This is a genomic window from Actinomadura verrucosospora, from assembly GCF_039540335.1.
Taxonomy (GTDB): domain Bacteria; phylum Actinomycetota; class Actinomycetes; order Streptosporangiales; family Streptosporangiaceae; genus Spirillospora; species Spirillospora verrucosospora.
In genome coordinates, this window is sequence record NZ_BAABEV010000003.1 from 130,331 (window position 1) to 154,289 (window position 23,959).

Consider the following 23,959-nt stretch of genomic DNA (forward strand, 5'->3'; position numbering starts at 1 on the left):
AGTTCCGGGGCCCCACCGGGCCGCCGGAGCGCTCCCCCTCGGGCGTCCCCCGCGACGGCCGGCAGACAAGGAGTACCCCCGTGAGATCCACGACCCCCGGACGCGCCCACAGGCGTGTCGCCCTGAACACCTCCCTCGTCACCGTCGCCGCCATGGCGCTGCTGAGCATGCCGATGGGCCCGGCGTCCGCCGCACCCGCCCGGGCGCCGAAGGGCGACCCCGGCCAGCTGCCGGCGAAGGTCAGCGCGCGGGAGTACAGGACGCTCGTCGCCCGGGCCGAGGCGCGGCAGGGCGAGACCCGGTCCGCGCTGAAGCTCGGCGCGAAGGTCGGCCTGAAGGTGAAGACCGTCGTCAAGGACCAGGACGGCACCACCCACACGCACTACGAGAGCACCTACGAGGGCCTGCCCGTCCTCGGGGGCGACTTCATCGTGCACCGGTCCAAGGCCGGTTCGATCGAGCGGGTCTCCCAGGCGCTCACCAAGCCGCTCCAGGTGGAGACCGCACCGAAGACCCTGGTGTCGACCAGGCCGAACACGCCGAAGGCCGAGGGCAGCGTCGCCCCGCGCAAGGTCGTGTGGGTCGGCGAGGACGGCGAGCCCGTCCTCGCCTGGGAGACCGTGGTCGGCGGGACGCGGAAGGACGGCACGCCCAACCGGCTGCACGTCCTCACCGACGCCGTCTCCGGCAAGAGGATCATCGAGTGGCAGGGCGTGCAGACCGGCACCGGCAGGAGCCAGTACTCCGGCACGGTCCAGCTCGGCACCAGCTCGTCCGGCGGCAGCTACGTCCTGCGCGACACCGGGCGCGGCAACCACGACACCACCAACCTCAACCGGGCCACCTCGGGACGCGGCACGCTCTTCTCCGACGCCGACGACACCTGGGGCGACGGCACGGCCGGCAACAGCCAGACCGCCGCGGTCGACGCCGCCTACGGCGCCGGGGAGACCTGGGACTTCTACAAGACCGTCTTCGGACGGTCGGGGATCCGCGGCGACGGCGTCGGCGCCTACTCCCGCGTCCACTACGGCACCGGCTACGTCAACGCCTTCTGGGACGACAGCTGCTTCTGCATGACGTACGGCGACGGCCAGGGCAACAGCAAGCCTCTGACCGAGCTGGACGTCGCGGGCCACGAGATGACGCACGGCGTCACCTCCAACACGGCCGGCCTGGTCTACCAGGGCGAGTCCGGCGGCCTGAACGAGGCGACGTCGGACATCATGGCCAGCGCCATGGAGTTCTGGGCGAACAACGCCAGCGACGTCGGCGACTACCTCATCGGCGAGAAGATCAACCTGCGCGGCGACGGCGCGCCGCTGCGGTACATGGACCGTCCCAGCAGGGACGGCTCCTCGCTGGACGGCTGGTCGCCGAACGCCGGGAACGTGGACGTCCACTACTCCTCGGGGATCGCCAACCACTTCTTCTACCTGCTGTCCGAGGGCAGCGGCTCCAAGGTGATCAACGGCACCGCCTACAACTCGCCGACCTCCGACGGCAAGCCGGTCACCGGCATCGGCCGGGAGAAGGCCACGGCGATCTGGTACAAGGCGCTCACCGAGGAGATGCGCCCGACCACGAACTATGCCGACGCCCGCCGCTCGACGCTCGCGGCCGCGTCCAAGCTGTACGGGCAGTCCAGCGCCGAGTACGCCGCGACCGCCAACGCGTGGGCCGGGGTCAACGTCGGCAGCCGCGTCAGCGACCCGGGGCCCGGCGACCCCGGCCCGGGCGACCCGAGCGGATCGTGGGCCGCGGGCACCGCGTACAAGACCGGCGACGTGGTGACCTACGACGGCGCCAGCTACCGATGCCTCCAGGCCCACACCGCCATGCCCGGTTGGACCCCGCCCAACGTCCCCGCCCTCTGGGAGAGGATCTGACCGAACCCGCGCGCCGCGGTGCTCCCGCCGAGCACCGCGGCGTCGCGCCGTGTTCTCGGGTCGCGCTGTGTTCTCGGGTCGCGCCGTGCGCCGCCGTCGTGCCGGGTCGGATCCGCGTGCTGGGGGACGCCGCCGGGGTCAGTCCCAGCGAGCGTTGCGCTGGCGCTTCACGTTGCTGCGGCGCTTCTTGTTCTCCAGCCGCCGCTCGTTGATGCCCCTGGGGACCTTCTTGGGGATCCGCTTCTTCGGGGGAGGGGCCGTCGCCTCGGCCAGGAGGGTCGCCAGGCGGGTGCGGGCCGCGTCGCGGTTGCGCTGCTGGGAGCGGTACTCCTCGGCGCGGATCGTGAGGACGCCGCGGACCAGGCGGCCGGACAGGCGCTCCAGGGCGCGGGCGCGCAGCGGCTCGGGGAGGGACGGCGAGTTCGCGACGTCGAAGGAGAGTTCGGCGGCGGTGGCGCTGGTGTTGACGTGCTGCCCGCCCGGCCCCGAGGAGCGGGAGAAGCGCCAGCCGAGCTCGGACTCCGGGATGGAGACCGAGCCGCGGACGTGGATCTGGGCGGGCATGCCCCCATTGTCGCAGGGAAGGGCCGGCCCGGTCGCTCCAATATCGTGCCCGCCGCCGCGTCGCGCCGCGGCCTCCGGCTCGCGGGTCCGACTGGCGACCGTTGCAAGTACTTACTTACACTGGCGCCATGACCGTTCTCGCCGATGACCATGCCGACGAACCAGGGCTCTTCCGGGACGACGACCTCATCCGCGTCATCACGCGGGAGGGCGTGCTGATCGCCGCGGGCGGGGCCGCGTCGCTCCTCCAGACCGCGCACCCCAAGGTCGCGCAGGGCGTCTACGACCACAGCTACACGGCGGACGACCCGCTGCGCCGGCTGCGGAACACGATGGGATGGCTCTACGCGGTGCAGTTCGGGACGAAGGAGGAGGCCGAGACCTTCAGCGCCCTGGTCACCAAGGGGCACGCGGCCGTCACGGGCCCGGACTACGAGGCGAACGACCCGGAGCTGCAGGTGTGGGTCGCGGCCACGCTGTTCGCGGTGGCGGTGCAGTTCTACCAGCTGGTCTTCCGGCGGACGTTCACCGACGCGGAGCTGGAGGAGTTCTACCGGCAGACCAAGGTCTACGCGACGATCCTCGGCTGCCCGGAGGAGCGGATGCCGGAGACGTACCCGCGCTTCCGCGAGTACTACGCGGGGATGCTGCGCGGCCTGGAGATCACCGACGCGTCGCGGGCCATCGCCGAGCAGGTGCTGAACCCGAGGCTGCCGGGCGGGCCGCTGCACGCGCCCGGGCTCGCGGCGATCCGGCTGCTCACCGCGGGGCTGATGCCCGCGCCGATCCGCGAGCAGTACGGGTGGACCTGGAACGCGGCGCGGGAGCGCCGCTTCCGCCTCCTGGTCGGCGTGATCGCGCTCGTGTACCCGCGGCTCCCGCTGGGCGTCCGCACGCTGCCGCGCGAGTACTACCTGCTCACGACCCGCCGCATGCTGGCCAGGCTGAAGCGCCGCCCGGCCGTCGAGGTGCGGAGCGCGGCGCCGGAACAGGGCTGACCGCGGGCCCGGGCGGGCCGGAGACGGATGTGAGCGGCCGCGCGACCCACAGGCAGGTCACGCGGCCGCTCTCCCTTGCTCGGCCCTCCCGCCCAGACCCGGCGGGAGGACCTACCGGCCCGGGTCGCCGTCCGCCGCCCGCTCCCCCCAGAGCCCTGGCCGGACGGCGCCCCGGGTCAGACCGATGCGCCGGCGATGATCGCGTCGGCGGCCTTCTTGGCGGAGTCGACGGGGATGGCGAAGCCGACCCCGATGTTCCCCCCGCTGCTCCCGGACGTGGCGATGGCGGTGTTGACGCCGATCACCTGGCCCGCGGCGTTCACCAGCGCGCCGCCGGAGTTGCCGGGGTTGATGGCGGCGTCGGTCTGGATCGCGTTCTTGATCACGGTCTGCTGCTGCTGCGACAGCCGCCCCTGGAGCCCCGGCGGAAGCTGCTGCTGCTGGTCGCCGCCCTCCTGGATGTCGCGGCCCAGGGCGCTGACGATGCCGGACGTCACCGAGCCGTCCAGCCCGAGCGGGCTGCCCACGGCGAGGACCGCGTCGCCCACCGAGACGCGGCCGCCGGTGCCGAGCGTCGCTGGCTTCAGGCCCGACACCCCCTGCGCCTTGACCACGGCGACGTCCTCCGCCGTGTTCGCGCCGAGGACCCGCGCCGAGGCGGTCCTGCCGTCGCTGAACTTCACCGCGACCTGCTGGGCGCCCGACACCACGTGCGCGTTGGTGAGGATCACCCCGTCGGAACGCAGGACCACGCCCGAGCCGCCCTCGACGCCCGAAGCCGTCCGCGCCTGGATCGACACCACGCTCGGCTGAACGGCGGCCGCGACCTGCGCGGTCGTGCTCTTGGACGAGACGCCCGAGACGGCCGTCGGGCTCGCGTAGACGGTGCTCTCGTGCGTCAGCGCGAGCACCACTCCCGCGCCGGCGCCGCCCGCCCCCAGGGCCAGCGCCATCGCGGCGCCCGCCGCGGCGAGCTTGTGCCGCGTCGTGCTCAGCACCCCCATGCCGAACACGCCCGGACGAGACGGCGCCGCCGCTTGCTGCTGCGGCGGGGCGTCGCCCGCCCACGGCGGGTATGGCTCGAACCCGGGTGTGCTGGACTCCCCGGGTCTGCTGGGCTCCCAGGGCTGCTGCTGCGGCCGGTCGGCGTTCATCGGATCCCCCTGTCGCTCTCTCACCATGAAGAGTGCGTCCCGGGTCTGCAGGCCGCCTGGAGCCAACCTGAAAGTGTGCTGAACGCCTACATGTCATGAAAAAGGCGGCCGGAAGGGTGGTCCCTTCGGCCGCCGTGCCGACCGTCGCGAAGCTGGCCAGGGCGCGGCCTCCCGCTCCCCGTCGAGACCGGGGCGCGCCCTGTGGGTCCATTGGAACCCACGATCCTGAACGTTTCCTGAACGGGGCGGCGGCGTCCCCCGGCGGTCGCTCCTAGCCGTCCGCCAGAGGCAGGACGACCGAGAACGTCGCGCCCTCGCCGGGCGGGGAGTCGGCCCGGACGACGCCCTCGTGGGCGGCGACGAGCGCGGCGACGATGGCGAGGCCGAGACCCGCGCCGCCGTCGTCGCGCGAGCGGCCCTCGTCGGAGCGGTAGAAGCGCTCGAAGACCCGTTCCACCTGGTCGGGAGCCAGCCCGGGCCCCTGGTCGGCGACCGCGACGACCGCGGCCGGCTCGCCCCGCAGAGTGCCCGGCGACAGCCGCACCTCGACCGGCGTGCCCTCCGGCGTGTGCGTGACCGCGTTGGCGAGCAGGTTGCCGAGGACCTGCCGCAGCCGCGGTTCGTCCCCCAGCACCTGGTAGGCCAGCCCTCCCTCGACGGTGAGGTCGATCGTGCGCTCGGGTGCCAGGACTCTCGCCTCCTGGACAGAGTCCGCGGCGACGGCGAGCAGGTCCACCGGGCGCCGCTCGATCGGGCGCTGGCGGTCCAGCCGGGCGAGCAGCAGCAGGTCCTCCACGAGCAGGCCCATCCGGGACGCGGTCTCCTCGATCCGGCCGATCAGCCGGTCCAGCTCCTCGGGGGAGCGGGCCGCGCCCTGCCGGTAGAACTCGGCGAACCCGCGGATCGCGGTCAGCGGGGTGCGCAGCTCGTGGCTGGCGTCCGCGACGAACCGCCGCATCCGCTCCTCCGAGAGCCGCGCCGTCTCCTCCGACCGCAGGGCCGTCTCCTCCGACCGCCGCGCCGCCGCCTCGGACTCCGCGCGCGCCCCGAACGCCGCCTCGATCTGCCCGAGCATCGTGTTCAGCGACCGTCCGAGCCGGCCCATCTCCGTCCCCGGGTCCGCCTCCGGGACGCGCCGGGACAGGTCGCCCGCCGCGATCGCGCCCGCCGTCTCCTCCACCGCCGACAGCGGGCGCAGGCTGGCCCGGACGACGCCGACGCCGACCACCGCCAGCACGGCCAGCACGGCCAGCCCGACGATCGCGTCGATCACCACCAGCCGCTGCACGGTCCGGTCGATCTCCTCCAGGCTGAACGCGAGCACGATCACCGCGCCGCCGGGGATCGGCTCGGCCAGGATCCGCCACGTCGACCCGCCGGTCCCGGTCACGGTGAACGGCTGGTCGACGTGCCTGTTCAGGTCGGCCGGCAGGCGCGGATGGCCGGCCTCGCTCCACGCCTCGTTCTGCCCGAGCGAGCGGCCGTCGGTGGTGCGGACCTGCCCGTACATCTCGCTCGGGATCCGCACCGTGATCCGCGTCTGCCCGCTCTCCAGCTGCGGGACGACCTGGTCGATCGCCCGCCCGACCGAACCGCGCAGCTGGTCGTCGGCCCGTCCGACGAGGTACTGCCGCAGCACGGACGCGCCCGCCGCGCTCATCACCGTCATGCCGAGCGTGACCAGGACGAGCATCCCGGCGATCAGCTTGACGCGCAGCGACGTGCGGGACCACAGCCGCGCGAGGCCCCCCGCCGGGGCCGCGCCGGCGCCCCGCGCCGGGGGAGGGGCGGTCGCCGGAGGGACCCGCGTGGCCATCAGCCCGTTCTCGACGGCTCGCGCAGCACGTAGCCGACACCGCGCAGCGTGTGGATCAGCCGGGGCTCGGTGTTGTCGACCTTGCGGCGCAGCGCGGAGACGTACGACTCGACGATGCCCGCGTCGCCGCGGAAGTCGTAGTTCCACACGTGGTCGAGGATCTGCGCCTTGGACACGACCCGGCCCGCGTTCGCCATGAAGTAGCGCAGCAGCTTGAACTCGGTCGGCGACAGCTGGACGGGCCGGCCGCCCCGCCACACCTCGTGGCTGTCCTCGTCCAGTTCGACGTCGGCGAAGACCATGCGCGGCGGCGGCTCGGTCACGCCGCCGCGGAACCGGCGCAGCACCGCCCGGATGCGGGCGATGACCTCCTCCAGGCTGAACGGCTTGGTGACGTAGTCGTCGCCGCCGATCGTCAGTCCCTTGATCCGGTCCTGGACGGCGTCCCGCGCGGTCAGGAACAGCACGGGGGTGTGGTTCCCGCCGGACCGCAGCCGCCGCGCGACGTCGAACCCGTCGATGTCGGGCAGCATCACGTCCAGCACGATCAGGTCGGGCCGGTGCCGGCGCGCCGACTGGACCGCGTCCGCGCCGTTGGTGGCGGTGATCACGTCGAATCCGGTGAAGCGCAGGCTGCCGGCGAGGAGCTCCAGGATGTTGGGCTCGTCCTCGACGACGAGCAGCGTCGCCTCAGCCGCCCTGCCGCCGTTCGGCGTACGTTCGACCACTGGCACAGTCCCCCTCCACATCATCGAAGAGGTTGCCATCTCAACCTGAACGTCCCCTGAACGCGGGCAGGGTAAAGGTCGAGCGTCCGCGCCGGACGGGCGCCTACTCGCGGAGGGCGCGGATCGCCCGCATCGCCTTGCGCCGGGCGTCCCCGGACAGCACGTCGATGTAGACCGCGCCCGCCAGGTGCCCGCACTCGTGCTGGAGGCAGCGGGCGAAGTAGCCGGTCCCCTCGACGCGGACGGGCCTGCCCTTCACGTCCACGCCCTCGACGACGGCGTGGTGGTGGCGGGGGGTGTCGAAGCGCAGGCCGGGGACCGACAGGCAGCCCTCCGACTCGACCACCAGCTCGCCGTCGGCGGCCACCAGCCTCGGGTTGACGACGTGGCCGACGTGGCGGCGGCCCCGGTCGTCCTCGACGTCGTAGACGAAGATCTGCAGGCCGACGCCGATCTGGTTGCCGGCGAGGCCGGCGCCGTCCTCCTCGTACATGGTGACGAACATGTCGTCGACGAGGCGCTCCAGGGACGCGTCGAACGTCCGGACCGGGTCGCACTCGGTGCGCAGGACCGGGTCGCCGAGAAGCCTGACCGGGCGGGCGGTTCCGCGTGGATGGGTCCGTTTGCTCACGTCGAAGATCCTATAGAGGGCGCCGGATCCCCGAGAACGCGCAGGGCGGTGCACCAGGCCTGCTCAGGGCCCGGCGCACCGCCCGGCGGCGTGCGTCGTCGCGCTGCTCGCTCCGCGACTCGGTCTCGCCCTACAACTCGATGGGGCCGCGCTGCTGCGGGGGGATGGGGGTGGTCGCGGGACCGCCGGAGTCGTCGTCCGGGCGGGCGGGCTTGGCCTGCGGCGGGACCGGCGGCTTCGGGGCGTCGGCGGCCGGGGACGGCTCGGGCTTCTTGACCGGCGGCGCGGTCTGCGGCGGGCTCGCCTGCGGCGCCGCCGGCTGCGCCGGGGTCGTCTGAGCCGGGGCCGACGGCGCCGGACCGGCCGGTGCCGGGCTCGCCTGGGCGGGGCTCGCCGGTGCCGGAGCGGCGGGGGCGGGCTTGGCCGGGGCGGGCTTGGCGGCCGCGGGCTTGGCGGGAGCCTGCGGGGGCTTGGCTCCCGTCGTGGGCGCGGGCTGCGGCGGGGCCTGCTTGGCCTGGGCGCGGGGCCCGGGGCTCTGCCGGACGGCGTCCTCGACCATCTTCTCCAGCGGGCCGGCCTCGTTCTCGGCGGTCAGCAGCCGGTGCAGCGTGTCGCTGATCTCGGTGAGGCGCTGGAGGGCCTGGGTGTGGTTCTTGGTGAGCGCGGTGAGCCGCTGGGTCGCGCCCTCGTTGATCACGCTGGCGCGGCGCTCGGACGCGGTGAGGGTGCGCTCGGCCTCCAACCGGGCGCTGGTCACCGTCTGCTCGGCCTCCTGCTTGGCGGACGACAGGACGCTGTCGGACTCCTTCTTGGCGGAGTCGAGCACGTGGTCGGCCTTCTCCTGCGCCTGGGCGAGGTTCCGTTCGGCGTGCGCGCGGGCCTCGTCGATGATCCGCTTGGACTCGTGCTCGGCGTCCTTGCGGATCTCGCCGCCCTTGGCCTCGGCCTCGGCCAGCTTCTCCCGGGCCTCGTCCTCGGCGAGGTTGATGATCTGCCGGAGCCGGTCGCTCAGGTCGTCGCCGGTCGGCTTGCGGGCCTCCCGGACCTCGGCCATCTCGCGGCGGATCCGCTCGACCTCGTCCTGCGCGCGGGCGAGCCGCGCCTCTAGTTCACGGTGCTTCTGCTGGGCGCGGGCGATGTAGTCGTCGACCTGGCGGCGGTTGTAGCCGCGCATGACGATCTCGAAGGACTCTTCTTGGAGGAGGTTCGGCAGGATTTCGGCTTCGTTGCTCATGATGCCTTGGGGGTCGTTGGCGGGGGTCGGCGCCCCGTCAGGGTCGGTTGAGTTGCGATCCTCACCCGCCGGTGAGCGGCCCACGGTGGGAAACGTCAGGACGACTCTTGTCCGGTCCACCCCATTCGCGCAACCGGAACGCACTTCTCGCTGTCGTTTCGTCACACGGGCGTGTGCGACAAACTATCCAATCTATGGAGAAATCGCTTCACCGGGGGCGGCTACCATCGGCGCCATGAGCTACCTGGGAGCGCTGGGCGAGGACCGGCCGGAGATCGACCCCACGGCGTGGGTCGCCCCCGGCGCGGTCGTGGTCGGACGGGTGACGCTGGGGCGCGCGTCCAGCGTCTGGTACGGCTCGGTGCTGCGCGGCGACGACGAGGAGATCGTCGTCGGCGAGGAGTGCAACATCCAGGATCTCAGCTGCCTGCACTCCGATCCCGGCATGCCGGCGGTCCTGGAGGACCGGGTCAGCCTCGGCCACAAGGCGATGGTGCACGGCGCCCACGTCGAGACCGGTTCGCTCATCGGCATCGGCGCCATCGTGCTCAACGGCGCCCGCATCGGATCCGGGACGCTCATCGCGGCCGGCGCGCTCGTCCCGCCCGGCAAGAAGATCCCGTCCGGGGTCCTCGTCGCGGGCACCCCCGGCAAGATCGTCCGGGAGCTGACCGACGACGACCGCGCCGTGCTGCGGTACACGCCCGAGGTCTACGTGCAGAAGGCCGAGCGGCACCGCACCGCCCAGTGGGACTGAACGGCGCGATCCGAGGCGGCGGCGCGAGGCGGCGGCGCGGCCCGCGAGAACGGCGCGGCGCGGTCCGAAACGCGTGACGGGGTCGGCGCCAAAGTGCCGCGGCCTTACCCGGCACGGCTGTTTCCCTGCCTCTGATAATCCTTTGACCTGCGATAACGCGGAGAAAGGGGTGCTGGGGGGAGCCTCGGCCGGATTCTGCTGACTACGATGACCATCGTGGTGTGGGGACCGGGCTATGGCAGTGCTCCGCCGCCCAGCCCCCCGGCGGGGCACGATCCGTTCACGGAGGCAGAGCGCGACACGAGGGCGATGGTGGCCGCCGCGTGGTGGCCGTCGGCGCCTCCGCAGCAGCGCCATCACGCCATCGCCGGCCGCATGCTCGTCCTGCCGGACGGGACGTGGTGGCTGTTCGGCGCGTGGGCCCGCTGGTACCGGCTGCACCCGGCCGACGGCCAGTGGTACCTGTGCCCGCCGCCGCGCATCCCCTCCGTCCGCATGGCCGCGCGGCCCGCGCAGCAGGGGGCCGGCCAGGTCCCGGCGCTGCCGCCGCACGTCATCCCCGCCGGGCCCGACTTCTCCTACGACCCGCCGTCCGGGCTGCCCTTCGTCGCGCACGGGTTCGCCACCGAGCTGACCTCGCGGGTCCGCTCGACCGTCGAGTCCGCCGCCACGCTGGCGGCGCCCGACTACCCGCACTGGTGGCGGGAGTTCACGAGCGAGACGCCGTCCACCGTCGCCGTCGCCTGGGGCGTGATGCTCTGGTGCTCCGCCGCGCCCGCGTTCGACTCGCGGCTGGACGCCCAGATGCTCGACCTGTGGAAGCCCTACCGCGCCAGGCCCCTCCCCGACGTGGACGGCCCGCGCTGGCTCACCCCGCCCGCCCTGGAGTCGCTGGTCGCGCTCTACGCCGAGCGGCTGCGCGCCAGCCGGGTGGACGCCGCGGTGGTCGTCCTGCGGACGATGTGGGCCGTCGCCAGCGCGCTCCGCGACGACGTCCGGTTCCAGGTGAGGGCGGACGCGCTGCTCGCCATCCTCGGCGCCACCCTGTCCAACCCGACCGTCGACTACGGGGCGCTGCCCTACGGCGACCAGGCGATCGTCCAGCAGTGGCTGACGCGGTGCCCGCCGAACCTCGTGCCCGCGCTGAGGAACGAGAGCTCGCCGGGGGACAACTTCCGCCACGCCTTCTACACGCTCAGCGAGCTGATAGCCGAGCTGTCGGGCGATCCCGCCGAACCGGCCTACATCGAGCCCCGGCTCGTGGCCGCCGCCCTGCTCGCCGCCGATCTGGACGTCGTCCGCAAGGACATGGTCGGCACGATCGTGCCCTGGCTGGACCCGGAGATCCGCTACACCGTCCAGGCGGTGTCGCAGCAGAAGGGGCATCCGCTGCGCCGGCTGTGGCCGCAGGACATGCGGCTCCCGGAGCCGCTGCGGTCGGCCGCCGGGTCGGGGCCGGGAGCCGAGTCGCTGCTCGCCGCCATGTACGAGGTCGACCTGGCGTGGTGCCGGCTCGGCGGCATGCCCGCCCGTCCGCGCGGCTTCCCCGTCCCGACCGCGGTCGTCGCCGGGATCATCGGACGCAACCGGGCCCGTGCCACGGCCGCCGCGCCGACGGCCACGCCGCCGCCCAACCCGGCGCCGCCGCAGCCCGCGCCGTTCAACATGCCGGGCCAGCCCGGCCTCGCCCCCGGCGCGTCGCCGCAGGAGGCGTCCGGGGCGAACTTCGCGCCGTCCGAGCCCGACCGCCCGTTCGTCCAGCCGCCCGCGCAGCCCGGCTGGGAGAACGCCCCCGGCCCGGCCGCCGGGCACGCCCAGCCGCCCGCGCCCGGCCAGCAGGCGGCGTTCGCCTCCCCGCCCGCCCCGGGGTTCGCGTCCCCGGACCCGGTGATGGGCGGCCACTCGCCCGCCGAGGAGGACAAGGACGAGGGCAGCGTCGCGCCGCCGTACACCGAGCTGGGGTTCCAGCGCCCCGGGGCGGCGCCGCCCGCGCCCGCGCAGCACCAGGCGCCTCCGGCGCCGATGCAGAGCCCGGCGCCGCCCGCGCCCATGCAGAGCCAGCCCGCGCCTCCGCCCTCACCGCCGGCTCAGCCCGCCGCGCCCGAGCCGGTCCAGCCGGGCCGTGGGCCGGTGCCCCCGCCGGAGCTCGGCGGCTTCTCCCCTCCGGAGGAGGAGCAGCAGGACGAGAACTTCGTGCCCCCGTACACGGTGCTGGGGTACCAGCCGGCGGGCTCCGCTCCGCCGCCCCAGCCGGGCGCGCAGCCGAACGTCCCGCCGGGCGTGCCGAACCCCGCGCCTCCCGTCCCCGAGCCGCAGGCGTTCGACCCGTACGCGACCCGCATGGAGGGCCAGGGAGGCCCCCCGCAGCAGCACCAGCAGGGCCCGCCGAATCCGCAGAGCCAGCCGGGGCAGCCTCCGGGGACGCGCATCCTCGGCCCGGGCGACCTCGAGGACGCCCCGCCCGGCCCCGTGCCGCCCGGCCCAGGTGCGCCGGTTCCCGGGGGCGGGCCGGGGACGAAGGTCATGTCCGGCACGATGGTCGGCGGCTTCGACTTCCTGGACGACACGCCGTCGCCGGACCAGCCCGTCCACGAGATCCCGCCGCCGAGCGACCGCAGCACCCGCCGCGTCCTGGAGCGGTTCGGGTTCGGCTTCGTGTACGGCGAGCACGACGCGGCCGCGCTCCTCGGCGACCTGAAGGCGCGGGCCGAGCAGTGGAAGGCCGCGGCGGACGAGGACGTCGAGCAGACCCGCGTGGACGGCGCGCCCAGCTCGATCAGGTCCGGCGTGCCCGGCGTGCTGCTGGTCGGCGCCCCGCACTCGGGACAGCGGCGGCTCGCCCGGATGATCGCGCTGACGCTGGCCAACGCGGGGCTCGGCGACGGGTCGATCCGCGCGCACGACGCCGAGGACGTCCGGAACGCGCCGCCGGAGGAGCTCGGGCGGCTGCTCGGGCGGCCGGGCCCGGTGATCCTCTTCGAGCGGCTGGACGTGGCGGTCGCCGGCGCGTCCGACCCGGCCGCGCTCGTCGGCGCGGTGCGCCGCGCCCGCCGCGACCCGGTGAACACCACGCCGGTGATCGCGACCTGTGAACCGCGCGCCTACAAGCGGCTGCTGCAGGACCACCCGAAGCTCGTGCAGTCGTTCCGCGTCCACCGGCTGCCCGACTTCGGCGACCTCGACAACCGGATGACGCTGCTGCACCTGCTGGCGGAGGAGCGGCGCGTCACGATCGGCGCGGCGGCCCTGGAGACGGTCCGCGCCGACCTGGAGCGGCTGCGCGGGCCCGGCGACCTGGTCAACGCGCGGCTGGTCGAGGCGTACCTGGACCAGGCGGCCCAGCGGAACATGGAGCGCGCCGGGGCGTCCCACGACCGGCTCGTGCTGACCCCCGACGACCTCGCGGGCGTCGCCGAGGGGATCGAGCCCGCGCTGCGCCCGCCCGGCGACATCGACGGCTACCTGCACCGGCTCGACCAGCTCACCGGCCTGGAGGACGTCAAGGCCGCCGTGGCGGAGCTGGCCGAGGAGGCGGGGCTCGCGGCCGACCGGGCCCGGTACGGGATGTCCGGCGGCGACGCGCGGCACCTGGTCTTCACCGGGCCGCCCGGCACCGGCAAGACGACCGTCGCCGGACTCGTCGGCGGCATCTACGCGGCGCTCGGGCTGCTGAACTCCGGGCACGTGGTCGCCTGCCGCCCCGTCCACCTGGCGGGACGCGACCGGGTCGACACCGAGAACCGGGTCGCGGGCATGGTCGAGCAGGCGCTCGGCGGCGTGCTGCTCATCCAGGAGGCGTACCTGCTCGACCGCTCCCCGGCCGTGGTGGCGGAGCTGCTGCGGCACATGAAGCGCGGCGCGGAGGGCCAGGGCAGGGCCAGGTTCATGGTGGTCTGCTCCAGCCCGGCGGCGGAGATGGAGGGCTTCCTCGCGGGGAACCCCGCCTTCCGCGCCGAGTTCGGGCGGACGCTGGAGTTCACCGGGATGGGCGACCGCGACATGGTCCAGCTCTTCCAGAGCTACGCCGAACGCGACCTCTACATGCTGGACGAGGAACTGCGCGTCGAGCTGCTCAACCGTTTCTCGCGCCTGCGGGACGACCCGCAGTTCGCCTACGCCCGGACGGTCCGCGCGCTGTTCGAGCAGACGGTGGCGCGGCAGGCGGCGCGGCTCGCCGGGGCCGACGTCAACGCCGCGACCGTGGCCCGGCTGACGGTCCGCGACCTGCCCGAATCGCCGCTGGAGCAGATGCTCGGCGGCTTCCACCAGGGGCCGGGGCAGGGCTTCCAGTAGGAGCGGTGACCGCCCGTTCGTCCCATGGGGCATGGGTCATGCGCATCAGACGGGCATCAGACGGGCATCACCTGGGAAGGCTAGCCAGTCCGGGGTGCGGCTCCCGAAACCGGTGCGTGCGGCCGTCCGGCGGCGCGTGCGGACCTCCCCCGGACGGACGGGGCCGAGGTGGCCCTCGAATGGCCCTCTTGGGTCATGTGCCCGCCGCGGCGAGACGCGTAGCCTCGACGACGGGTGTGGGGAACGAACGGAGGTGGACGCGGTGCGCCAGAACCTCGATCTGCGCGTCCACGACCGCGTCGCGCTCGACGAGATCGAACTCTATGCCGAGATGCTCGGTGCGGTGGCGGCGGCGGAGCGGCCGCTGACCGTGGCCGAGATCGACGTGGTACTGGGAGTGCGGTCCGGCGACGCCGGTCGACGTGAGCTGACGCCACGAGATTGAGCACCGTAACCGGGGGCGCCGTTTCGGGGCGTCCCCGGTTCGTCATTTCAGCCCGCCGAAGCTCGCCGCCCAGGTCGCGGCACTGTAACGAATCTCACTCGCGGTCACCGCCGTCGGTGCGCTCGGAGCGCCCGCAGGGCCCGAAACGGCGAACGTTCCTCCAGATAGGGCCCTTCTCGCGGGGTATGTACCTCCTGATCTAGGGCAGTCTTGTAGGTGAGAGGATGGCGGACAGCAGCCGAAGCCGGGGCAAAGGTTCTTTTTACGGCTGGTTGCGCCTACGATCCTCAGCGGACTGTTCCGGCACATCAGGAGAACGACGTGCGCTTGCGTCTCACGCCGCGTGAGGACAGCTTCTACGACATGTTCGCCGACTCGGCGAACAACCTGGTCACCGGCGCCAGGCTGCTCGTGGAACTCATCAGCGACGGCGCCGACCGGGCGGCGATCGCGGAGAAGATGCGCGCCTGCGAACACGCAGGCGACGAAAACACCCATGCGATCATGCGACGGTTGAACGAAACGTTCATCACGCCCTTCGACCGTGAGGACATCTACCGGCTGGCCTCCACGATCGACGACGTCATGGACGAGATGGAGGAGGCCGCGGACCTCGTCGTCCTCTACAAGATCGACGAGTTCCCGAAGGGCATCGTCCACATGGTCGAGGTTCTGGAGCGCGCCGCCGAACTGACCGCCGAGGCCATGCCCCGGCTGCGGTCGATGAAGGAGCTCAACGAGTACTGGATCGAGATCAACCGGCTGGAGAACCAGGGCGACCAGGTCTACCGCAAGCTGCTGGCCCAGCTGTTCAGCGGTGAGTACGACACCCTGACCGTGCTGAAGCTCAAGCAGATCATCGACCGGCTGGAGGACGCCGCCGACGCCTTCGAGCATGTGGCGAACACGGTCGAGACCATCGCGGTCAAGGAATCATGAGCGCTGCCGAGGACCCCGGCGCCACCCTCACCCGAGAGTCCCCGGCCAACGCCGAGACGCTGGGGGAGCAGGCGACCCGCCGGGTATCCGGACGCGCCTGGCTGCTCCTGCTGGCGGGCGTGCTGGTCGTCATGATCGCGGGCGCGCTGGGCCTTCGCTCGGGCGCGCAGACGGCGGTGCTGATCCTCGTCGTCGTGGTGGCCCTGGTGTTCGACTACACCAACGGGTTCCACGACGCGGCCAACGCGATCGCCACGGCGGTCTCGACCCGGGCGCTCACCCCGCGGGTGGCGCTCGGCATGGCGGCCGCGATGAACATGATCGGTGCCCTGCTCGGCGTCGGCGTCGCCAAGACGATCAGCGAGGTGATCACGCCGCCGACCGGCCTGCACGGCCTCACCGTCGTCGCGGCGGGGGTACTGGGCGCGATCACCTGGAATCTGATCACCTGGTACTTCGGGCTGCCGTCGTCGTCCTCGCACGCGCTGATCGGCGGGGTCGTCGGCGCCGGGCTGGCCTCGCTGTCGGAGGTCAACTGGTCCAGCGTCATCGACAAGGTCGCGGTGCCGATGGTGCTGTCCCCGGTGGTCGGGTTCTGTCTCGCCTACCTGGTCATGGTCGCGATCCTGTGGATCTTCCGGCGGTCCAACCCGAGCAGGGTCGGCCGCCGGTTCCGCATCGCGCAGACGATGTCCGCGGCGTCCCTCGCGCTCGGCCACGGGCTGCAGGACGCCCAGAAGACGATGGGCATCATCGTCCTCGCGCTGGTCACGACCGGGCACTCGGACGGCAAGTCCGTGCCCTGGTGGGTGATCATCGCGTGTGCGGGCGCGCTGTCGGCCGGGACCTACGCGGGCGGCTGGCGCATCATGCGCACGCTGGGCCGCAAGGTGATCGAGGTCGATCCGCCGAAGGGGTTCGCCGCCGAAGCGACCGCCTCGGTCGTCCTGTACGCGACCGCCTTCATCTGGCACGCTCCAATCTCCACCACCCACACGATCACCTCGGCGATCATGGGGTCGGGCGCCACCAAGCGGCTCTCCGCGGTCCGCTGGGGCGTCGCCGGCAACATCCTCGTCGCGTGGGTGCTGACGATGCCCGCCGCCGCGGCGGTCGCGGCGATCGTCTACTACGTCGTCCACTTCTTCGGCGCGTGATACCGGGGCCCTCGCCCCTGGTCGAACGCCGGACCGGCATGCGCGCGGCCCGTGCGCCCGGACGCCCTGAGGCGTCCCGGCACACGGGCCGCGCCCGTGCTCACCGGCCCGGGATCGCGCTCACCGGTCCGGAAGGGTGCTCACTTGCCCGAGATGCGGTTCAGCGCGGGCGGGGAGACCGTCCCCTGGGCGGTGAAGTAGGCGACGAACGCGTCCAGGTCGATGGGGCCGAGGACCTGGTCCTTGCCCTGGGTGAAGACAGAGAAGCCGTCACCGCCGCCCAGGAGGAAGTTGTTCGCCGCGACCTTGTAGACGGCGGCGGGGTCGACCGGGGTCCCGTCGATGGTGATCGCCGAGACGCGGTCGCCGACGGGCTTGGCGCGGTCGATGGCGAAGTGCAGATTCGCCGACGGCTGGAGGATCTTCTCGCCCGCCGACGTCCACTGCTGTTCCAGCAGGGCGTCGATCTGCGCGCCGGTCAGCGACGTCACGCCCATCACGTTGCTGAACGGCTGCACGGCGAACGCCTCGCCGTAGGTGACGATCCCGTCCTCACTCTCCGAGCCGCTCTTCTTGTAGACGAGGTCGGTGCGCACGCCGCCCGGGTTCATCAGCGCGACCTGGGCGCCGAGGTCCCTGGTCCCGGCGAGCTGGCCGTCGGCGATGACGTCGCCGAGCGCGGTCTCGCCCGCGGCGGACGGGGCGCGGGTCAGATCAGCGGTGATCTTGCCGATGGGCTTGTCGGCGATCGTGGAGACCCGGTCCTTCCAGGTCTGCACGAACGTCTGCGTCGCCGGGTCCGGCGGGACGTCCCGCGTGACGACGTGGTTGTCGGCCCTGACCGAGGACCGCACGATGTCGCCGGTCCGCCGGTTCACCCTGAGGTTCACCTCGGTGATGACGCGGCCGAAGGACGAGCCGGAGGAGAACAGCCGCGGGTTGCCCGCCGGGTCCTGGACCGAGCAGAGGTACTGCTGGTGGGTGTGCCCCGACAGCACCATGTCGATCTCCGGGTCGGCCTGCTGCGCGATGCGCGTCCCGGCGCCCGGCACGACGCCGCACTCGTCCGGCCGCTCGCCCGACTTGACCTGGTCGCCCTCGTGCACGAGCACGACCATCGCGCGGACGCGGCGGCGCTTCAGCTCGCGCGCGGCCCGGTTCGCGGCGTCCACCTCGTCCTGGAACTTCAGGTCCTTGATGCCCTCGGCCGTGACGATGCTCGGGGTGGTCTTGGTGACGAGGCCGATGAAGCCGATCCGGACGCCGTTGACGCGGCGGATCGTCCAGGGCTTGACGGCGGGCCGGTCGTTCTTCTTCAGCAGGACGTTGGCGCCGAGGTAGTCGAACTTCGCGCCGCGCCACCGTCCCGCCGGGGAGCAGCCGTCGACGGGGTGGCAGCCGCCGTTCTGGATGCGCAGCAGCTCCTGGTAGCCCTCGTCGAACTCGTGGTTGCCGACCGCCGACGCGGTGACGCCGGCGTCGCCGAGGAACTGCACGGACGGTTCGTCGTGGTAGGCGGCCGAGATCAGGGGCGAGGCGCCGATCAGGTCGCCCTGCGCGACGGTGAGGGTGTCGCGGTCGCGCAGCCGCTTGAGGTGGGCGGCGACGTAGGCGGCGCCGCCCGCGGGCACGGCGTCGCCGTTCTCGTCGATGGCCGTCCCGGAGCTGCCGGACGGGGGTTCGAGGTTGCCGTGGAAGTCGTTCAGCGCGAGCAGCCGCACGGACGCGGTGGGCGCGGGGCGCGCGGCGGCGGGTTGCGCGGCCACGCCCACGACCGTCACCCCCGCCGCGGCGCAGGCCAGTAAGGTCCGTCGTCGAATCATTCTGAGGACGCTAGGTTCGCTCGGCATACGGTTCCCGGCGGCCCGATGACGTTTTCATGACGAATCGATCAGGAGCTGAGTCGATCATGGGGGAGGCGGATCGGGCGTCCGTGTGGCGGCCGGCGGCGTCGGCATAGGGTGTGGACCGTGAGTGAGCTGCGGGCGCGCGGGACGCTGGGGGACGACGAGGTGGCCGGGGCGCTGGAGTCGGCCAGGGCCGCGACCGAGGCCGACGGGGTGGGGCCGCTGTCGGAGCACGCTCTGCTGGCCCTGCGGGGCGGCCGGTCCGGGCTCGCGGTGACCGACGGCGGGACCGTCGTCGCCTACGCCCACTTCGATCCGGCGTCCGGGGAGGAACCCGCGGCGGGCGAGCTGGTCGTCCATCCGGAGCACCGGCGCCGGGGGTACGGGCGGGCGCTGCTGCGCGCCCTGAAGAACGAGGCCGGAGGGCCGCTGCGGGTGTGGGCGCACGGTGATCTCCCGGCCGCCGCCGCGCTCGCGTCCGCCGAGGGGATGGGGCGGGCCCGCGCGCTGTTCCAGATGCGGCGCCCGGCGGCCGATCCGCTGCCGGAGGCGCGCGTCGCCGGGGGCGTGACGATCCGCGCCTTCGAGCCGGGGCGGGACGAGGGCGCCTGGCTGGAGGTGAACGCCCGCGTGTTCGCCGACCACCCGGAGCAGGGCGCCTGGACGATGGACGACGTCCGCGAGCGCGAGGCCGAGGACTGGTTCGACCCGGGCGGCTTCTTCCTCGCCGAGCGGGACGGCCGGCTCGCCGGCTTCCACTGGACGAAGGTGCACCCGGGCGGCGTCGGCGAGGTCTACGTCGTGGGCGTCGACCCGTCCGCGCAGGGCCTCGGGCTCGGCCGCACGCTCACCCTGCGGGGCCTGCACCACCTGCGCGACATCGGCATGGACCAGATCATGCTTTACGTGGACGAGTCGAACACCGCGGCCGTCCGCCTGTACGAGTCACTGGGCTTCACCCGCCACGCCGTTGACGTCATGTACGCCGCCACCGCGTAGCGCCCGTCACCGTCTGGCGCCCGCCACCCCGTAGCGGTTCGGGCGCCGGATGAGGCCCGCTCCCCGGGGCGCTCCGGGGGGGTGCCCGGCCCGCCTCGTGAACGCCCGCGACCTCGGGAAATCCATGGTTCCCCGGATGCCGGGCGGCCAACCCTCCCTGGAGGCGTCTCGACCGGGATTTTGGGGCGATGAGCTGCGATGTTAACCCGGTGTCCACGGCAAATCGGGGCATTCTTCGCAACTGTGCTCGTCTGCGTTCATTTGCCGTTCACCTGGATCGGGGCGGCTGGTCACCTCGCCTGCCTAGCGTCGCACTCGACGGCGAACCCGTCGTCCGGTCGACATGGGCCGGGGCGGCTCGGGGGACCCGCCCGACGAAACTCAAGGAGACCCTCCGGTGAAGAACGGTTCCCGACTCGCTGCTCTGGGCGGTGTGGTCGTAGCGGGGGCGCTGGCCCTCTCCGCCTGCGGGAGCGACAACAACACGACGGCGAGTTCGAGCGCCGCGCCGTCCGGCGACATCGACTGCGCGAAGGCCAGCGTCAACGCCGCCGGGTCGAGCGCGCAGAAGAACGCGATGGAGGAGTGGACGAAGCTCTACTCGTCCAAGTGCGCGGGCGCCAACCTGAACTACAACCCGAGCGGCTCGGGTGCGGGCATCCAGGCGTTCACGAGCGGTCAGGTGGCCTTCGCCGGCTCCGACTCGTCCCTCAAGCCCGAAGAGGCCGCCGCCGCGCAGAAGCGCTGCCAGGGGAGCAACGCGCTGAACCTGCCGATGGTCGTCGGCCCGATCGCGGTCGTGTACAACGTGCAGGGCGTGGACGGCCTGAAGGTCTCGCCCGAGACGCTCGCGAGCATCTTCTCCGGCAAGATCAAGACCTGGAACGATCCGGCGATCGCCAAGGAGAACGACGGCGCCAAGCTGCCGTCGCAGCCGATCAAGCCGATCTACCGGTCGGACGAGTCCGGCACCACCGAGAACTTCACGAACTACCTGCACACCACCGCGCCGAAGACCTGGACGTGGGAGAAGGCCAAGAAGTGGCCGAACTCCACCGGCCAGGGCGCGCCGAAGTCCGACGGCGTCACCAGCCAGGTGAAGAGCACCGCGGGCGCGATCTCCTACGTGGAGATGTCGTACGCGGAGAACAACAAGCTGCAGACCGCGCACGTCAAGAACGGCGCGGGCGAGTTCGCCGAGCTGTCGCCCGACAGCGCCTCCAAGGCCGTCGCCGGCGCGCAGGTCACCGGCACCGGCAACGACGTCGCGCTGAAGATCGACTACGCGACCAAGGAGCCGGGCGCCTACCCGATCGTCCTGGTCACCTACGAGATCGCGTGCGAGAAGGGGCTGCCCTCCGAGCAGGGCAAGTTCGTCAAGTCCTTCCTCACCTACACCTCCAGCGCGGACGGCCAGAAGATCCTGACCGACAAGGGCTACGCGCCGCTCCCCCAGAGCGTGCTGACCAAGGTCCAGGCGTCCGTCAAGGCCCTGTCCTGACAGCAGAAGACGGGAACCGCAGCCCCGCCGCCGAGCACATCGGCGGCGGGGCCGACGCGGGTTCCGGCGACATGATCGAAGGAGGACGTCCCGTGATGAGCGAGACCGGCGTCGGCGCGGCCGCCGGCGTCGACCGCCCTGCCGCCGCGAGGCGGATGAGCACCGGGCGCGCCGGAGACAAGATCTTCGTCTCGGCGGCCCGCGGCTCGGGCATCATCGTGCTGCTGATCATGGCCGCGATCGCGGTCTTCCTCGTGTGGAAGGCCGTTCCGGCGCTGCAGGACAACAAGGCGAACTTCCTGACCGCGGAGGAATGGAACCCGAACGCCGCGCCGCCGAGGTTCGGCATCGCGCAGCTCGCGTTCGGGACGGTCGTGTCGTCGCTGCTGGCGATGCTCATCGCGACGCCGGTCGCGGTCGGCATCGCGCTGTTCATCTCCTTCTACTCGCCGCGGCGGCTCGCCTCCGGGCTCGGGTACGTCGTGGACCTGCTCGCGGCGGTGCCGAGCATCGTCTACGGGCTCTGGGGCCTGGTCTTCCTGTCCCGGCACATGGAGGGGATCAGCGCGTTCCTGAACTCCGTCCTCGGCTGGATCCCGATCTTCGGGGGCGACTCTCCCGGCAAGAACTCGATCTTCACCGCCTCCGTGGTGCTCGCGATCATGATCCTGCCGATCATCTCGTCGATCTCGCGCGAGGTGTTCCTGCAGGTGCCGCGGGCCAACGTGGAGGCCGCGCTCGCGCTCGGCGCCACCCGCTGGGAGACGATCCGGATGGCGGTGCTGCCCTACGGCCGCTCCGGCATGATCGGCGGCGCCATGCTCGGGCTCGGCCGCGCCATGGGCGAGACGATCGCGGTCGCGATGGTCCTCACCTTCGTGCCCGGGATCAACATCCACCTGCTGGAGAACGGCGGCGCCACGTTCGCCTCCAACATCGCCAACAGCTTCGCCGAGGCGTCCACCACCGGGCGCGGCGCCCTCATCGCCTCCGGCCTGGTGCTGTTCGTGATCACCCTGCTCGTGAACATGGCCGCCCGCGCGGTCGTCGCGCGCCGGAAGGAGTTCGTGTGACCACCGTCTCCACCAGCAAGCCCGCCCCCGGCGCCCGGCTGGGGCCGGTGTCCGCCGGGCGCAAGATCAAGGACCGGGCCGTCCAGGGCCTGGTCTACCTCGCGTTCGCGCTGGCGCTCATCCCCCTGGTGTCGGTCCTGTGGACCGTGGTCGTGAACGGCGCCAAGCGCCTCGACCTGACGTTCTTCCAGTTCTCGATGAACGCCGTCAGCGGCAGCGACGCCGGCGGCGGCGCCTACCACGCGATCATCGGCACGCTGGAGCAGGTGCTGATCACCAGCCTGATCGCCGTGCCGATCGCCGTGCTCACCGCCATCTACCTGGTGGAGTACGCCGGCAACGGGCGGCTCGGCAAGGTCATCAGCTTCACCGTGGACGTGATGACCGGCATCCCGTCGATCGTCGCGGGCCTGTTCGTGCTGGCGCTGTGGCTGCTGACGTTCGGCTTCGACTTCTCCGGACTCGCCGGATCCCTCGCCCTGACGATCCTGATGATCCCCACGGTGGTGCGGGCGACCGAGGAGATGCTCAAGCTCGTCCCGAACGACCTGCGCGAGGCGTCCTACGCGCTCGGGGTGCCGCGCTGGCGGACGATCTGCTTCGTCATCCTCCCGACCGCGATGACCGGCATCGTCACCGGCGTGATGCTCGCCGTCGCCCGCGTGATGGGCGAGACGGCGCCGCTGCTGCTCACGATCTTCTTCACCAAGGCGATCAACAACGACCCGTTCAACGGCGCGCAGGCCTCGCTGCCCACCTTCATCTGGGAGCAGGCCGCCGACCCCAACCAGAACTCGATCGACCGGGCCTGGACGGGGGCGCTCGTGCTGATCGGGATCATCATGCTGCTCAACCTGGTCGCCCGGCTCGTCGCGCGGCGCAAGGCGCCCGCGGGGCGCTGATCCCCCTTGGTTCGACAGCCGCGCACGCGCGGAGCCCGCTGACCCAGAGAAAGGAACCCTGACCCCATGGCCAAGCGGATCGAGGTATCCGGGCTGCACGCCTACTACGGCGGCGTCCACGCCATCGAGGACATCTCGATGACGATCGAGCCGCGCTCGGTGACGGCGTTCATCGGGCCGTCGGGCTGCGGCAAGTCCACGTTCCTGCGCACCCTGAACCGGATGCACGAGGTCATCCCGGGCGCCCGCGTCGAGGGCAAGGTGATGCTGGACGAGGAGGACCTCTACGACTCGGCCGTCGACCCGGTCGCGGTGCGGCGCGTCGTCGGGATGGTGTTCCAGCGGCCCAACCCGTTCCCCACCATGTCGATCTACGACAACGTGGCGGCCGGGCTCAAGCTGAACGGCGTCCGCCGCAAGGGCCGGCTGGACGAGGTCGTCGAGGAGTCGCTGCGCGGGGCCAACCTGTGGAACGAGGTCAAGGACCGGCTCGCCAAGCCCGGCGCCGGCCTGTCGGGCGGGCAGCAGCAGCGGCTGTGCATCGCGCGGGCGATCGCCGTCCAGCCGCAGGTGCTGCTGATGGACGAGCCGTGCTCGGCCCTCGACCCGATCTCCACCCTCGCGATCGAGGACCTGATCGAGAAGCTGAAGACGCAGTACACGATCGTGATCGTCACGCACAACATGCAGCAGGCGGCCCGGGTCAGCGACCGCACCGCGTTCTTCAACATCGCGGGGACGGGCAAGCCCGGCAAGCTCATCGAGATCGACGACACCAGCAAGATCTTCGCGAACCCGGAGCAGAAGGCCACCGAGGACTACATCACCGGCCGCTTCGGCTGACCCCGGCCCGATCGGTCCCGGAGCCGGCCTTCGGCTCCGGGCTTTCCGCGCGTCTCGGAGCCTTCCCGGCCCGCTGGGACGCTCGGACTCCATCTCTCCGTTCGGCGGAGGCCATTTCTTCGCACTTCCAGGCGTCGCGAACGGTGCGGACGTCATCGGCGGGGCATTGCCCCTAGGGATCGATCGCCG

General features: G+C 72.4%; 19 protein-coding genes. 12 read left to right on the plus strand and 7 right to left on the minus strand.

Annotated elements, in window-relative coordinates:
• Positions 1–80: 80 nt before the first annotated feature.
• Positions 81–1,889: a M4 family metallopeptidase gene (locus ABD944_RS04720; RefSeq protein ID WP_345172740.1), complete on the plus strand. Its 1,809-nt coding sequence runs from the start codon at positions 81–83 to the stop codon at positions 1,887–1,889.
• 138 nt (positions 1,890–2,027) lie between these two features.
• Here the strand turns inward: ABD944_RS04720 and arfB are convergent, their stop codons facing one another.
• A complete protein-coding gene (gene arfB, locus ABD944_RS04725) occupies positions 2,028–2,453 on the minus strand; it encodes an alternative ribosome rescue aminoacyl-tRNA hydrolase ArfB (protein ID WP_345172742.1) in 426 nt (141 codons plus the stop codon).
• A 128-nt stretch (positions 2,454–2,581) separates the two neighbouring features.
• Here arfB and ABD944_RS04730 point away from each other — a divergent pair, with 128 nt between their 5' ends.
• On the plus strand, positions 2,582–3,451 hold the full coding sequence (locus tag ABD944_RS04730) for an oxygenase MpaB family protein (RefSeq protein ID WP_345172744.1): 870 nt from the start codon (positions 2,582–2,584) through the stop codon (positions 3,449–3,451).
• Positions 3,452–3,627: 176 nt separating this feature from the next.
• Here the strand turns inward: ABD944_RS04730 and ABD944_RS04735 are convergent, their stop codons facing one another.
• From ABD944_RS04735 to ABD944_RS04755, 5 genes are all read right to left on the minus strand, one after another.
• Positions 3,628–4,605, minus strand: a complete 978-nt coding sequence (locus tag ABD944_RS04735) for a S1C family serine protease (protein ID WP_345172746.1) — start codon at positions 4,603–4,605, stop codon at positions 3,628–3,630.
• Positions 4,606–4,876: 271 nt separating this feature from the next.
• Positions 4,877–6,421 carry a sensor histidine kinase gene (locus ABD944_RS04740; RefSeq protein WP_345172748.1) on the minus strand — a complete coding sequence of 515 codons (1,545 nt, stop codon included), beginning with the start codon at positions 6,419–6,421 and terminating at the stop codon, positions 4,877–4,879.
• Positions 6,421–7,149: a response regulator transcription factor gene (locus tag ABD944_RS04745; RefSeq protein WP_345172750.1), complete on the minus strand. Its 729-nt coding sequence runs from the start codon at positions 7,147–7,149 to the stop codon at positions 6,421–6,423. The genes ABD944_RS04740 and ABD944_RS04745 overlap by 1 nt, the downstream gene beginning before the upstream one ends.
• Before the next feature lie 103 nt (positions 7,150–7,252).
• Complete coding sequence (gene def / locus ABD944_RS04750) at positions 7,253–7,780, minus strand: peptide deformylase (RefSeq protein ID WP_345172751.1); 528 nt, start codon at positions 7,778–7,780, stop codon at positions 7,253–7,255.
• A 130-nt stretch (positions 7,781–7,910) separates the two neighbouring features.
• A complete protein-coding gene (locus tag ABD944_RS04755; protein WP_345172753.1) occupies positions 7,911–9,014 on the minus strand; it encodes a hypothetical protein in 1,104 nt (367 codons plus the stop codon).
• 235 nt (positions 9,015–9,249) lie between these two features.
• Here ABD944_RS04755 and ABD944_RS04760 point away from each other — a divergent pair, with 235 nt between their 5' ends.
• The 5 genes from ABD944_RS04760 (at position 9,250) to ABD944_RS04780 (ending at position 16,605) form a co-directional block, all read left to right on the plus strand.
• Positions 9,250–9,771 carry a gamma carbonic anhydrase family protein gene (locus tag ABD944_RS04760; protein ID WP_345172755.1) on the plus strand — a complete coding sequence of 174 codons (522 nt, stop codon included), beginning with the start codon at positions 9,250–9,252 and terminating at the stop codon, positions 9,769–9,771.
• Positions 9,772–9,978: 207 nt separating this feature from the next.
• A complete protein-coding gene (locus ABD944_RS04765) occupies positions 9,979–14,064 on the plus strand; it encodes an AAA family ATPase (protein ID WP_345172757.1) in 4,086 nt (1,361 codons plus the stop codon).
• A gap of 253 nt (positions 14,065–14,317) precedes the next feature.
• On the plus strand, positions 14,318–14,509 hold the full coding sequence (locus ABD944_RS04770) for a hypothetical protein (RefSeq protein WP_345172759.1): 192 nt from the start codon (positions 14,318–14,320) through the stop codon (positions 14,507–14,509).
• 321 nt (positions 14,510–14,830) lie between these two features.
• On the plus strand, positions 14,831–15,448 hold the full coding sequence (locus tag ABD944_RS04775) for a DUF47 domain-containing protein (RefSeq protein WP_179844413.1): 618 nt from the start codon (positions 14,831–14,833) through the stop codon (positions 15,446–15,448).
• A 131-nt stretch (positions 15,449–15,579) separates the two neighbouring features.
• Positions 15,580–16,605, plus strand: a complete 1,026-nt coding sequence (locus ABD944_RS04780; protein ID WP_378191145.1) for an inorganic phosphate transporter — start codon at positions 15,580–15,582, stop codon at positions 16,603–16,605.
• 140 nt (positions 16,606–16,745) lie between these two features.
• Here the strand turns inward: ABD944_RS04780 and ABD944_RS04785 are convergent, their stop codons facing one another.
• Positions 16,746–18,371, minus strand: coding sequence for a bifunctional metallophosphatase/5'-nucleotidase (locus ABD944_RS04785; protein WP_345172763.1), 1,626 nt, complete (start codon positions 18,369–18,371; stop codon positions 16,746–16,748).
• Between the two features lie 213 nt (positions 18,372–18,584).
• Between ABD944_RS04785 and mshD the strand changes: the two genes are divergently transcribed.
• The 5 genes from mshD to pstB all read left to right on the plus strand — a co-directional run bounded on the left by mshD (position 18,585) and on the right by pstB (position 23,770).
• The gene (gene mshD, locus ABD944_RS04790) at positions 18,585–19,451 is read left to right on the plus strand and encodes a mycothiol synthase (protein WP_345173121.1); all 867 of its coding nucleotides are present in this window, start codon (positions 18,585–18,587) and stop codon (positions 19,449–19,451) included.
• A 397-nt stretch (positions 19,452–19,848) separates the two neighbouring features.
• Positions 19,849–20,952, plus strand: coding sequence for a phosphate ABC transporter substrate-binding protein PstS (gene pstS, locus ABD944_RS04795; RefSeq protein ID WP_345172765.1), 1,104 nt, complete (start codon positions 19,849–19,851; stop codon positions 20,950–20,952).
• Between the two features lie 95 nt (positions 20,953–21,047).
• The gene (gene pstC, locus ABD944_RS04800; protein ID WP_378191007.1) at positions 21,048–22,025 is read left to right on the plus strand and encodes a phosphate ABC transporter permease subunit PstC; all 978 of its coding nucleotides are present in this window, start codon (positions 21,048–21,050) and stop codon (positions 22,023–22,025) included.
• Entirely contained in the window at positions 22,022–22,927 is a 906-nt protein-coding gene (pstA, locus tag ABD944_RS04805; RefSeq protein WP_345172769.1) for a phosphate ABC transporter permease PstA, read from the plus strand. Before pstC ends, pstA begins: the two co-directional genes overlap by 4 nt.
• Positions 22,928–22,993: 66 nt before the next feature.
• Positions 22,994–23,770, plus strand: coding sequence for a phosphate ABC transporter ATP-binding protein PstB (gene pstB / locus ABD944_RS04810; RefSeq protein ID WP_185031461.1), 777 nt, complete (start codon positions 22,994–22,996; stop codon positions 23,768–23,770).
• Positions 23,771–23,959 lie beyond the last annotated feature (189 nt).